The organism is Streptomyces hebeiensis (assembly GCF_052983195.1).
This window is the reverse complement of record NZ_CM129812.1, coordinates 58,933-71,545: the sequence shown is the minus strand read 5'-3', so window position 1 is coordinate 71,545 and position 12,613 is coordinate 58,933. Positions and strand designations below refer to the sequence as shown.

Annotated in this window: 8 protein-coding genes; 4 read left to right on the top strand and 4 right to left on the bottom strand. The window is 72.5% G+C overall.

The genetic code is table 11. The annotated features are described in order from the left end of the window. The first annotated feature begins 20 nt into the window (after positions 1-20). Positions 21-2,861 carry a glycoside hydrolase family 3 C-terminal domain-containing protein gene (locus ACU6P3_RS00310; RefSeq protein WP_447195358.1) on the top strand — a complete coding sequence of 947 codons (2,841 nt, stop codon included), beginning with the start codon at positions 21-23 and terminating at the stop codon, positions 2,859-2,861. A gap of 336 nt (positions 2,862-3,197) precedes the next feature. Here the strand turns inward: ACU6P3_RS00310 and ACU6P3_RS00305 are convergent, their stop codons facing one another. The 4 genes from ACU6P3_RS00305 to ACU6P3_RS00290 are packed head-to-tail and all read right to left on the bottom strand — an operon-like array spanning position 3,198 to position 6,972. Beyond that, positions 3,198-3,869: a hypothetical protein gene (locus tag ACU6P3_RS00305; protein ID WP_447195357.1), complete on the bottom strand. Its 672-nt coding sequence runs from the start codon at positions 3,867-3,869 to the stop codon at positions 3,198-3,200. Further along, positions 3,866-4,753: a carbohydrate ABC transporter permease gene (locus tag ACU6P3_RS00300; RefSeq protein WP_447195356.1), complete on the bottom strand. Its 888-nt coding sequence runs from the start codon at positions 4,751-4,753 to the stop codon at positions 3,866-3,868. Before ACU6P3_RS00300 ends, ACU6P3_RS00305 begins: the two co-directional genes overlap by 4 nt. Then, positions 4,750-5,691 (bottom strand): carbohydrate ABC transporter permease, encoded by a 942-nt coding sequence (locus ACU6P3_RS00295; RefSeq protein ID WP_447195355.1) that lies wholly within the window; start codon positions 5,689-5,691, stop codon positions 4,750-4,752. The genes ACU6P3_RS00300 and ACU6P3_RS00295 overlap by 4 nt, the downstream gene beginning before the upstream one ends. Beyond that, positions 5,692-6,972 (bottom strand): ABC transporter substrate-binding protein, encoded by a 1,281-nt coding sequence (locus ACU6P3_RS00290; RefSeq protein ID WP_447195354.1) that lies wholly within the window; start codon positions 6,970-6,972, stop codon positions 5,692-5,694. 125 nt (positions 6,973-7,097) lie between these two features. Here ACU6P3_RS00290 and ACU6P3_RS00285 point away from each other — a divergent pair, with 125 nt between their 5' ends. The 3 genes from ACU6P3_RS00285 to ACU6P3_RS00275 all read left to right on the top strand — a co-directional run bounded on the left by ACU6P3_RS00285 (position 7,098) and on the right by ACU6P3_RS00275 (position 12,504). After that, complete coding sequence (locus ACU6P3_RS00285) at positions 7,098-8,102, top strand: LacI family DNA-binding transcriptional regulator (protein WP_447195353.1); 1,005 nt, start codon at positions 7,098-7,100, stop codon at positions 8,100-8,102. A gap of 314 nt (positions 8,103-8,416) precedes the next feature. Next, positions 8,417-9,757, top strand: a complete 1,341-nt coding sequence (locus ACU6P3_RS00280) for a Gfo/Idh/MocA family protein (protein WP_447195352.1) — start codon at positions 8,417-8,419, stop codon at positions 9,755-9,757. Between the two features lie 230 nt (positions 9,758-9,987). Then, complete coding sequence (locus tag ACU6P3_RS00275) at positions 9,988-12,504, top strand: alpha-L-arabinofuranosidase family protein (RefSeq protein WP_447195351.1); 2,517 nt, start codon at positions 9,988-9,990, stop codon at positions 12,502-12,504. Positions 12,505-12,613: the final 109 nt, after the last annotated feature.

The following is a 12,613-nucleotide window of genomic DNA, read 5'->3' as shown; positions in this document are numbered from 1 at the left end:
CTGTTCAGGGGGAATCGCCCGTGACCGCAGACCAGCAGCCGCCCTTCCGCGACCCTCGGCTCTCCCTCGAAAGGCGCGTCGACGATCTGCTCGGGCGGCTGACGCTCGAGGAGAAGACCGCTCTGCTGCACCAGTTCACGCCCGGGGTGGCACGCCTGGGCGTCGGGCCGTTCCGCACCGGTCAGGAGGCGTTGCACGGCGTGGCCTGGATGGGACCCGCCACGGTCTTCCCCCAGGCGGTGGGGCTCGGAGCCACCTGGAACGCGGAGCTGGTGCGCCGGATCGGCGCTGCCGTCGCCACCGAGGTCCGGGCCATGCGCGCCGACGACGACCGGGTCGGACTCAACGTCTGGGCCCCCACCGTCAACCTGCTGCGCCACCCCTGGTGGGGCCGGAACGAGGAGGGGTACGCGGAGGACCCCAAGCTCACCGCCGCCACCGCCGTCGCCTACACCCGTGGCCTGCGCGGCGACCACCCCGCCTACTGGCGCACCGCGCCCGTGCTCAAGCACTGGCTCGCGCACAACAACGAGACCGACCGGGCCACCCGCTCCTCCTCCGTCCGCCCCCGCGTCCTGCACGAGTACGACCTGCGGGCCTTCCGCGAGCCCGTCGAGGCCGGCGCGGTGGCCGGCGTGATGCCCGCCTACAACCTGGTCAACGGCCGGCCCAACCACCTCTCCCCGTACCTGCGTGAGGAACTGCGCACCTGGACCGAGCGGGAACTGCTGGTCTGTTCCGACGCGGGCGCGCCCTCCAACCTGGTGGACTCCGAGCACTACTTCGACACGCACGAGGAGGCGACCGCGGCGGCCCTGTGCGCCGGTGTCGACAGCTTCACCGACCACGGCACCGACCCCTCGATCGTCATCGGACGTATCCGGGGCGCCCTGGCGCGGGGGCTGATCGGCGAGGACGACATCGACACGGCCGTACGGCGCCAGCTGACCGTACGGTTCACGCTCGGCGAGTTCGACCCGGAACTCGACCCGTACCGGGACGTCAAGGACATCGACTCGCCCCGCCACCGCGAGCTGGCCCGCCGGGCCGCCGAGGAGGCCGTGGTCCTGCTGAAGAACGACGGGTCGCTGCCCCTGAAGCCCGGCCGCCGGATCGCCGTGGTCGGCCCGCTGGCCGACGAGTGCAAACTCGACTGGTACAGCGGCACCCTCATCCACCGCTCCACCCCGCTGGACGGACTGCGGAGCCGGTTCGGCGCGGACCGGGTCACCTTCGCCGACGGCGCCGACCGGGTCAGGATCAGGGCGGCGGCCGGCGGCGGACTCCAGGTGCCCGTCTCCGAGGCCGCCGACGAGCAGCGCGGCGCCGACGGAGCGCTCGACCCGGCGCTGCTCGCGGGCCGCACCGACCTGCCGCCGCTGACCTGCGGCGAAGAGCCCACCACCGTCGCCCTGACCGACTGGGGCGACGGGGTGATCACGCTGCGCGCGCCCGACGGCCGCTATCTCTCGGTCGCCGAGGACGGGTACGTGCGCGCCTCCGCCGACCAGCCCGGCGGCTGGGTCGTCCAGGAGACCTTCCGGCTGGTGCCACATGACGACGGGGGACACCTCCTCGCCCACCTCGGGACCGGCCGTCACGTAGCGGTCGCCGCCGACGGCGTGAAGGTTGCCGACCAGGGCGACCGGTTCGAGATCGAGACCGTCGAACGCGGCGACGAGGCCGTGACCCGCGTGGCGTCGGACGCCGACGTGGTGATCGTCGTGGCGGGCAACGACCCGCACATCAACGGCCGGGAGACCGAGGACCGGACCACCCTCGCGCTGCCCGCGCGGATGGACCGGCTCTGGCGCGCGGCCCACGCCACGGGCACGGACACGGTGCTGGTGCTGGTCTCCGCCTACCCCTACGCCGTACCGGACGCGCGCGCCGCGCTCCCGGCGCTGCTGTGGACGGCGCACGGCGGCCAGGCGGCGGGCACCGCGCTGGCCCGGATCCTGGCCGGCGACGTCTCACCGGCCGGGCGGCTGCCCCAGACCTGGTACGCGGACGACGCCGACCTGCCCGGCCTGTTCGACTACGACATCATCGGCTCGCGCCAGACCTACCTCTACTTCGACGGCACGCCGCTGTTCCCCTTCGGCCACGGGCTGTCCTACAGCACCTTCGGCTACGACGGCCTGGAGGCGGCCGCGCCCGCCGACGGCAAGGACACCCTGCCGGTCCGGGTCACCGTCACCAACACCGGAGCGCGCGCGGCCGACGAGGTGGTGCAGTTCTACGCGCGCGAGGAGGCACCGCGCGTCCCGCGCCCGCACCGCCAGCTCGTCGGCTACGCGCGCGTGCCACTCGGTCCGGGGGAGTCCCGTACCGTCGAGACGGCCGTACGCCTCACCGAACTCGGCCACCACGACGTCGCGCACGGCCGCTGGACCCTACCGGGCGGGGTGTACGTGATCGAGGCCGGCGCCTCCAGCGCGGACATCCGCGCCACCGCCCGCGTCACGCTGCCGGGCGAGGCCCCGCGCGCCCGCGCCGTACGGGTGAACGGTCTGTCCGCGGCGGACTACGACGAGCAGCGCGGTACCGAGATCGTGGACCGCGCCAAGACCCGGGGCGACGCGGTGGCACCGATGCGGGAGGACGGCGAACTCCTCTTCCGGGACTGCGACTTCGGCGGCGGCGTGGCCCGGGTCGCCGCCGAGGTCTCGGGCGGCCCCGGCTCGGTCGAGGTGTCCCTGCCCGGGGGCGAGGCGGTGGCGGCCCTGGCCGTCCCGGCCACCGGCGGACCGTACGACTACACCTCGGTGCACGCCGAGGTGTCGCTGACCGGCGTCCATGACCTGCGGGTCACGCTGCGCGGCCGGATCCGGCTGGCGCGCCTGGACTTCTCCGGCTGAGCGCTCGCCGGGGTCCACGACCGGGGGCTGCTTGCCGCCTTTGCCGTTGCCCGGACCGAAGACGATCCTGTCCTCGCCCACCGTGTACGCCGCCTCACCGCTGACGAGCTGGTAGGTGTCCCGGGCCCCGGCGAGCGGTTCCAGGCCCCGGCCGGACAGTGGCTGGTGGAACGCGGCCCGCGCATCCGCGCGCAGCCGCCAGCCCTCGCCTCCGCTCCCGCTCTCGTCCACGGCCTCCAGCGACTCGGCGCGGAAGTGCCCGAGTGAGAAGAACTCCGGCCAGACCGGCCGCCGTGACGGTGCCGACGGTCGTGGCGAGGAGGGTTCGGCGGGCGATCACACACGCTCCCGGGAGGTCTCGGCGGTCTCGGAAGTGTCACAGGTACGGGAGGTCTTCACACGGGCCCGCGAGGCGGCGGGCCCGCCCCGCCGCACGTCGACGGCGGTCAGCGCCAACGCCAGCGGCCCCGGCGCGAGGAAGGCCAGCGGCGGCGTCATCCACGCGCACAGCCCGGCCGTGGCCAGGGCGAGCAGCACCAGCAGGCTTCCGCCCACGTCCGACACCGCGTCACGGGCCGCGCCGCGCAGCGCGGCCCGCCAGCCCGCGGCCCTCGACTCCGGGCGGGCGCACGCGCGCAGCCCCACCACCGCGGCACCCGCGCCGAGCACGGCGGCCGTCACCGCGAAGAGCCGCGCGCCCGGCAGCCCCGCCCCGGCCAGGGCGAGATCCGCCGCGAACAGCAGCGCCCCGGCCAGGAGGAGCGCACCCGCGGCGAGATCCGCGCCCCAGGCACGCCGCCGGAGCAGCGCCACGTACCGCCCCGCCGTCACGGGCCGGTCCCGGACGGACCCGCGCAGCACCGCGCACGCGGTGGAGAGCGCCGCCGGCACGGTCACCAGCGGCAGGCATGTCACGGCCGTCGCGAGGCCGACGCTCAGCATGTCCGCGAACAGGGCCGTGCGCGGCCCGAACAGCTCGCCCGGCTCCCGGGCCCGCGCCGCGCTCACCCCTTCACCCCGGAACTGGCCATGCCCTCCACCAGGAACCGCTGGAAGGCCAGGAAGAACAGCACGATCGGCAGCAGGGCGATCACCGACATCGCGAACATCGGCCCGAACGCCGACTGGCTGGAGGCGTCCACGAACGAGCGCAGTGCCAGCGTCAGGGTGAACTTCTCGGGCGAGAAGAGGTAGATCAGCTGGGTGAAGAAGTCGTTCCAGGTCCAGATGAAGGTGAAGATCGCCGTGGTGATCAGCGCGGGCCGGATCAGCGGCAGGATCACCAGCGCGAAGCTGCGGAAGGGACCGCAGCCGTCGATCCGCGCGGCCTCCTCCAGCTCGCGCGGCAGACCGCGCATGAACTGCACGATCAGGAAGACGAAGAACGCCTCGGTGGCCAGGAACTTGGGCAGGATCAACGGCCAGTAGGTGTTCACCATGCCCAGCTGGTTGAAGATGACGTACTGCGGGATCAGCACGGCGTGGTGCGGCAGCATGATGGTGGCGATCATGAACGCGAAGAGCGGGCCACGCATCCGGAACCGCAGCCGCGCGAAGGCGTAGGCGGCCAGCGAGCAGCTCAGCACATTGCCGAGGACCGCGCCGCCCGCGATCAGCAGCGAGTTGGTCAGCAGCCGCGGGATCGAGACGTCGTTCACACCGTCCAGGGCGGTCGTGTAGTTGCCCCACTCCAGCCGGCTGGGCAGCAGGTTCAGGCTGGCGATCACCTCGTCGGCGGGCTTGAGCGAGGTCGCCAGCAGCCAGCCGAGCGGGTACAGCATCACCAGCAGCGCGGCCAGCAGGCCGGTGTGCAGGGCGATCCGCCGCCAGGGCAGCGGCCGGCGCGGCGCGGCCTGGGCGCCGGGCGCGGCGGTCGGCGCGTTCGTGGTCATCGGGTCTCCTCACCGGCGTAGAAGACCCAGGCGCGCGAGGTGCGGAACAGCACCGCGGTGACGGCGCCGATCGCGATCAGCAGTACCCAGGCCATGGCGGACGCGTAACCCATGTGCGAGGCGACGAAGCCGCGGTCGTAGAGGTAGAGCGTGTAGAAGAGGGTGGAGTCGGCGGGTCCGCCTTTGCCCGCGCTCACCGCGAAGGCGGGGGTGAAGACCTGGAACGCCTGGATGGTCTGGAGCACCAGATTGAAGAAGAGGACCGGCGACAGCATCGGCAGCGTGATCGACACGAACTGTCGGCCCCTGCTCGCCCCGTCCACCGCCGCGGCCTCGTACAGCTCGGCAGGGATCTGCTGGAGACCGGCCAGGAAGATCACCATCGGCGCGCCGAACTGCCACACCGTCAGCAGGGCCACGGCGAGCAGCGCCCAGCCGGGCTGCGTCACCCAGCCGCCGGTGCCCAGCAGGTTGTCGACGGTACCGCCGTCGTTGAAGATCGCCCGCCAGACCAGGGCGATGGACATGGACGCGCCCAGCAGCGAGGGAGCGTAGAACGCCGAACGGTAGAAGCCTCTGGCGCGCCGCACCGACTTCAGCGCGAGCGCGACCGCCAGCGCCACCGCCAGCTGGAGGGGCACGGCGAGCACCACGTAGAGCAGGGTCGTGCCGACCGACCGCCAGTAGCGGGGGTCCTCGGTGAACATCTGCGTGTAGTTCCGCAGCCCCACCCAGCGCGGCGGGTTGAACATGTCGTAGTCGGTGAACGACAGGTACAGGGACACCGCCATCGGCAGCAGGGTCAGCACGCTCGCGCCGAGCACCCAGGGGGAGAGGAACACCCAGGCCGCGCCCTCGCGCCGGCGGCCGGCGCCCTTGCCCGCGGCCGGTGGCGGCGTGCGGCGCGCGGTGGCCGCGGGTATGTCGGTGGTGGTCATTTACCTCAGCTCCGCCTTCGCCTCGGTGACGTAGTTCTCGGCCGCCTCGCGGGGCGACATCCGCTCGAACGACACCTGGTCGTAGTCGCGGCTGAAGGTGGTCTGCAAGGCGCTGTCACCCGAGGGCGGTGCCTGCGGTGGCGCCTCCAGGCTGCCGTCGACGGAGTCCTGGTAGTCCGCAACGGTCCGGTCGAAGCCTTCGAGCTTCGGCACGAGGTCCGCACGGATCGACTCGTTGACCGGTATGCCGCGGCTCGCCCCGAGCACACCGGCCGCCTCCGGGTCGTTGATCAGGAAGTCGATCAGCTGCGCCGCCTCCTTGGGGTGCGCGGTGTTGGCCGCCGCGCCGACGAACATCGAGGGCTTGAAGTACTGGCCGGGCCTGCCGTCCTCACCCGACGGCATCGGCCCGAGCGTCACCCCGTCCCCGACGATTCCCAGATAGCCGCTGGCGGGCGCGTCCCAGTTGAAGTCCCCGATCGCCGTCCCGCGCCCGAGCGCGGTGTTCTCCACCGTGCCGTCCAGCTGGGTCGTCTGCCGGGCGGAGGAGACCACGCCCTCGCGCCGCAGCCCGTCGGTGAAGGTCCACCACCGGGTGAGGTCGTCGACGGTGAAACCGAGCCCGCCACCCTCGCGGTAGAGGGACTTGCCCTGACCGCGCAGCCACACCTCGAAGCAGTCCTCGCTCTGGCCGGGATCGGTGGCGCCGGGCTTGCCGGACTTCCGCGTCAGCTCGCGCATGGTGTCCGCCCACTCCTGCCAGGTCCAGCCCGCGCGCGGCGGGGCCACCCCGGTGGCCTGCCACTGCGCCGCGTCGTACACGAAGGTCTCGGTGCCCCGCGCCTGCACGAGCCCCGCCAGCGCGCCGTCCACCTCCCCGGTGGCCAGCAGCCCCGGGTCGATGTCGTCGGTGCGCAGCACCGCGGACTGCTCGCGGAGATCGAGCAGTACCCCGCCGGTCGCGTACTGGTCGATCATCCGGTAGTCGAGCTGCATCACGTCCGGCGCGTCGCCGCCCGCCGCCTGGGTGGCGAGCTTCTGCTTGTACGCGTCGTAGCCGGCGAAGGACGTCTGCACCTCGACCCCGGGGTGCCGCTTCTCGAACAGCGCGACGGCCTGCTCGGTCCTGGCCGCCCGGTCCGGGTTGCCCCACCAGGTGTAGCGCAGGGTGACCCGGCCCCCGCCACCGCTGTCGTCGGGACCGCCGCAGGCGGTGAGCAGGGCAGTGAGCGCGAGGGTCACGAGGAGTGCCCAGGGCCTCGTCGTCCTGTCTGCGGGCATGGATGAACTCACCTCTCTTCTCCAGGATCCGGTCGTACGGCGCGCGATGCGCCGGCCGGCCGGCGGGCGGACGGCGGCCACCGATGTTCATTGACGCCCGTCGGTGGTGGTGCCAACCTCGGGGCGTGCAGGTGACGATTCGAGAGGTCGCGAAGGCGGCGGGGGTCTCCCCGTCCACGGTGTCCCGAGCGCTCGCACCGGGGGGAACGGCGAGCCGGCGGACGCGCGAGCGGGTACGGGCCGAGGCCGACCGGCTGGGCTACCGGCCGAACCCGTCGGCGCGGGGCCTGATCACCGGCCGCACGGGCCATCTCGGACTGATCGTCCCGGATTTGCTGAACCCCTTCTTCGCCGACATCTGCAAAGGGGTGCAGGCCCGCGCCAGAGGCCTGGGGCACGCCGTGTTCGTGAGCGACTCCGAGCACGACGAGGGGCTGGAGCTGGACGCGGTGCGTACCCTCGCACCCCAGGTGGACGGCATCCTTCTGTGCTCGCCCCAGCTCGGCGGGGAGGAGCTGCGGGGCTTGCGCGAACTCACCGACAAGCCCATCGTGCTGCTCCATAGATCCGAGCCGGGATTCGCGAGCGTGACGGCTGATCTGCTGGAGGGGATGACGGACGCGCTGACGCATCTGCACGCACTCGGCCACCGCAGGATCGCCTATGTCGGCGGCCCGCGCTCCACCTGGGCGGCCGGCGAACGGGCCGCGGGAATCGAGGAGATGGCCAGGACCGGCACGGTGGAGATCGTCCACGTCGGCAGCGTGGCCCCCCACTTCGACGGCGGGATCACCGGCGCCGCCGATGTGGTGCTCGCCAGCGGCGCCAGCGCGGTGGTGGCCTTCAACGACATCGTCGCCTTCGGGCTGATCAGCCGGTTCACCGCGCGCGGCGTCCGGGTTCCCGACGACATGAGCGTGGTGGGCTGTGACGACATCGCCCTCTCCGGCATGGCCGCCCCACCGCTGACCACCGTCTCCGTGCCCAAGGCACACGGCGCGCGAGCAGCTGTCGACCTGATGTTCCGCATGCTGGGCACACCCGCCGTCGACGGAGCGGAACCCCTGCGGCGGGTGCTGCCGACCCATCTGGTGGTACGGGGGTCGACGGCCGCTTACGAACGCGGCTGACCTGTGCACATCGGGCCCTTCGACGGATGCGGGCGTTACGGGGGTGCGGGCGGGCGGCGACGGGGAGGACAAACGCGGGGGCGGCGGAGGAACGACGCGGGAGGGAGCGGTGAGGGAGGGGGCTGCAAACGTTGCCAACCGGTTTCCAACTGGCCGGGAAGTTACGCCTGTGACAACCGGGCAGTCAATGAAAACTCCCGAATCAGCCGTGAAGGCATGGCTCTTCGGCCCCCCTTGTCCCGCGGTGAAGCGGCGTGCAATCGTTGCCGCCGCCTCCACCACCCTCCCCACGGCCCCGTCGAACGGAGATCCCGATGTCCCCCGACACCGCACGCCGCCGCTGCGCCGTGGTGGGCCTGGGCGCCCGAGCCCAGCTCTTCACCGAGGCGCTCACCGGACCGTACGCGGACCGGATCGACCTGGTCGGCTTCGTCGACGTCAACGCCCACCGCATGGCGGTCCACAACGACTGGATCGCGGCCGCGCATCCCGGTCGGCCCCCGGTACCCGCGTACGGCCCCGACGACTTCGAGGAGATGCTCCACCGCGAGCGGGTCGACCTCGTCGTCGTGTGCAGTGTGGACCGTACCCATGACGACTACATCGTTCGCGCCCTCGACGCGGGCTGCGACGTGGTCACCGAGAAGCCCATGACCACGGACGCCGAGCGGGCCCGGCGCATCCTGGACGCCCGGCGGCGCTCGGGCCGCGAGGTGCGGGTGGCCTTCAACTACCGGTACAACCCCGTGCACGCGGCCGTCCGCGAGACCCTCGCCGCCGGCCGGATCGGCGAGGTCGGCTCGGTGCACTTCGAGTGGCTGCTGGACGTGCGCCACGGCGCCGACTACTTCCGCCGCTGGCACCGCGACAAGGCCAACTCCGGCGGCCTGATGGTGCACAAGGCCACCCACCACTTCGACCTGGTCAACTGGTGGCTGGGCACGCGACCGGAGACGGTGTACGCGCACGGCGGGCTGTTCTTCTACGGCGACGAGGCCGGCCGGCGCCGGGGCCTGGCCCGTGACTACACCCGCGCCCACGGCTCGCCCGCCGCCGACGACGACCCCTTCGCCGTCCACCTCGCAGACTCCTCCGTCCTGCGCTCCCTCTACCTGGACGCCGAGGCGGAGGACGGCTACCACCGCGACCGGAACGTGTTCGGCCCCGGCGTGAGCATCGAGGACGACATGGCGGTCCTGGTGCGTTACGCCACCGGCGCGACGCTCACCTACCACCTCACCGCGTACGCCCCCTGGGAGGGCTACCGGATCGCCTTCAACGGCAGCGAGGGCCGCCTGGAACTGCTCGTCGAGGAGTCCACCTGGGCCCGCCCCCGGCCCCGCACCGACGGTGTGAGCGCGGTGATGCACGGTGCCGCGGTCGGCGACGAGGCCGGCCGGACCGAACTGCTGCTGCGCCGGTTCTGGGAGGAACCGCGGGCGCTGACGCCGGCGACCGGCGAGGGCGGGCACGGCGGCGGGGACGTCCGGATGCTCGCCGACCTCTTCGGGGACCGTGACCCCGCCGCGCCGGACGTCCTCGGACGCGCGGCGGACGCGGCCGACGGAGCGCGCTCCCTGGTCACCGGACTGGCCGCCAACGAGTCCTTCGCCACGGGCCGCCCGGTGCGCGCCGGGGACCTGCTGGAGATCTGACCGCGCCCCCGTACGGAAGCGGCCCGGACCTGTCCCACGGGAGCGGGCCCGTCCCACGGGAGCGGTCCGGGCCGCGGCGGTACGGGGGCGGCGGCCGCCCGCACCGGCCTGACCGGCCCGGATCAAGGACATGCTGCGCGGACCATTGACGCTCACGGCGCCTCTTCCTATGGTGCGTTCGCAGTTCTGGCCATCGTCCGGGATATCGAACGAGGAGCGACGGGATACCCATGCCACGCACACGCTGGAGACCAGTTCTCGCGGCCGCCGCGCTCCTGGTGACGGCAGGCGTGCTCCAGGCGCCCGCGCAGGCGGCCGAGGACACCACCGACTACACGATCGACATCGACGCGAGCCGTCCGGGACCGGCGATCGACGACACGATGTACGGCGTCTTCTACGAGGACATCAACCGCGCGGCGGACGGCGGGCTCTACGCCGAACTCGTCCAGAACCGGTCGTTCGAGTACAGCACCGCGGACAACGCCTCGTACACCCCGATGACCGCGTGGACCCCCACCGGGACCGGCACGGCCACCGCCGTGAACGACTCCGCCCGGCTGAACGAACGCAACCGCACCTACCTGCGGCTCGGGCTCGACGGGAGCGCGGCCGGCACCGGTGTCGTCAACTCCGGCTTCACCACGGGCATAGCGGTGGCGCGGGGCAAGACCTATGACGTCTCCCTGTGGGCGCGCACCGACCAGGCCGCAGGCACCCCCCTGGGCGTGGAGTTACGCGCGGCCGACGGCACCGCGCTCGCCCGGCCGCTGCGGATCACCGCCCGCGGCGACCGCTGGGCCAAGTACACCGCGACCCTGACCGCCACGGCCACGCACACCGCGGGCCGCCTCGCCGTGACCGCGACCGGCCGCGGCACCGTCCGGCTCGACATGGTCTCCCTCTTCCCCCGGGACACCTACAAGGGCCGCCCCGGCGGACTGCGCAAGGACCTCGCCGAGAAGATCGCCGCGCTGCGCCCCGGGTTCGTCCGGTTCCCCGGCGGCTGCCTGGTCAACACCGGCAGCCACGAGGGGTACGACGCGGCCTCCGGCTGGCAGCGCAAGCGCTCCTACCAGTGGAAGGACACCGTCGGCCCGGTCGAGCAGCGCGCCACCAACGCCAACTTCTGGGGGTACAACCAGAGTTACGGACTCGGCTACTTCGAGTACTTCCAGTTCGCCGAGGACATCGGCGCGACCGCCCTGCCGGTCGTCCCCGCCCTCGTCACCGGCTGCGGTCAGGACACGGCGACCGACGACCCGGCCCTGCTGCGCCGCCACATCCAGGACACGCTCGACCTCATCGAGTTCGCGAACGGGCCCGCCACCTCCGTCTGGGGTGCCAAGCGCGCCGCGATGGGCCATCCCGCGCCCTTCGGCCTCACCCACATCGAGGTGGGCAACGAGGAGAACCTCCCGGACGCGTTCTTCGCCCGCTTCACCGAGTTCCGCAAGGCCGTCGAGGCCGCGCACCCGGACATCACGGTGATCTCCAACTCCGGCCCCGACGACGCCGGTGCCACCTTCGACAGGGCCTGGCAGCTCAATCGCGACGCCAAGGTGGCGATGGTCGACGAGCACTACTACAACAGCCCGCAGTGGTTCCTGGAGAACAACGACCGCTACGACACCTACGACCGCTCCGGACCGAAGGTGTTCCTCGGTGAGTACGCCTCCCAGGGCAACACCTTCGGCAACGCCCTCGCCGAGGCCGCCTTCATGACGGGCCTCGAACGCAACGCGGACGTCGTCAAGCTCGCCTCGTACGCCCCGCTGCTCGCCAACACCGACTCCGTGCAGTGGCGGCCCGACATGATCTGGTTCGACACCACCCGTTCCTGGGGCTCGGCGAACTACGAGACGCAGAAGCTGTTCATGACGAACACCGGGGACCGGGTCGTTCCCAGCACGGCGAGCGCCACCCCGGCCGGGACCGCTCCCATCACGGGCGCCGTCGGCCTGTCCACCTGGGCGACGAGCGCCGCCTACGACGACGTCACGGTCACCGGCGCCGACGGGAAGACGCTGTTCGCCGACGACTTCTCGGCGGGTGACGGCCGTTGGACGAAGGCGGCGGGCACCGGAAGCTGGGCGGTGCGGGACGGCGCCTACGTCCAGACGGACACGGCGGCCGAGAACACCCTCGTCACCGCGGGCGACCCCGCCTGGCAGAACTACGACCTGCGGGTCAAGGCGACCAAACAGGCCGGCAAGGAGGGCTTCCTGATCGCCTTCGGCGTCCGGGACACCGGGAACTACTACTGGTGGAACCTGGGCGGCTGGAACAACACGCAGTCCGCCGTGGAGAAGGCCGTCGGCGGGGCCAAACAGACGCTCGTCTCCACGGACACGAAGATCGAGACCGGCCGGACCTACGACGTACGCGTCGCGGTCCGGGGCCGTCAGGTCACCCTCTACCTCGACGGCGCGGAATGGGGGCGCTTCACCGACGACAAGGCGGCCGAGCCCTTCCGCCAGGTCGTCACCCGCGACGGGGACGACCTCATCGTCAAGGTCGTCAACGCGCAGGGCGACGCGGCCCGTACGACCGTCCGCCTGGCCGGGGTGCGCAACGTCGCCCCGACGGCCCGGCTGACCACACTCAGCGGCGCCCCCGAGGCCGTGAACACCGTCGACGACCAGCCCATCAGGCCGGTGACCTCGACACGGGACGGTGTCGGCGCCACCTTCACCCACACCTTTCCGCCGCACTCGGTCACGTTTCTGCGGCTCAGGGCCGGCTGACCCCGTCTCCCCGGCACCACCGCGCGCCGTCCGTGACCGCCCGGACCACCGTGACACACCACCGGCCCCCGGCCCGCCGCCTCGCGCGGACCGGGGCCGGGCCGAACAC

Coding starts and splice junctions, on each gene's coding strand:
- ACU6P3_RS00295 (WP_447195355.1), bottom strand. CDS start 5,691: ATGACCACCACCGACATACCCGCGGCCACCGCGCGCCGCACGCCGCCA.
- ACU6P3_RS00290 (WP_447195354.1), bottom strand. CDS start 6,972: ATGCCCGCAGACAGGACGACGAGGCCCTGGGCACTCCTCGTGACCCTC.
- ACU6P3_RS00300 (WP_447195356.1), bottom strand. CDS start 4,753: ATGACCACGAACGCGCCGACCGCCGCGCCCGGCGCCCAGGCCGCGCCG.
- ACU6P3_RS00275 (WP_447195351.1), top strand. CDS start 9,988: ATGCCACGCACACGCTGGAGACCAGTTCTCGCGGCCGCCGCGCTCCTG.
- ACU6P3_RS00280 (WP_447195352.1), top strand. CDS start 8,417: ATGTCCCCCGACACCGCACGCCGCCGCTGCGCCGTGGTGGGCCTGGGC.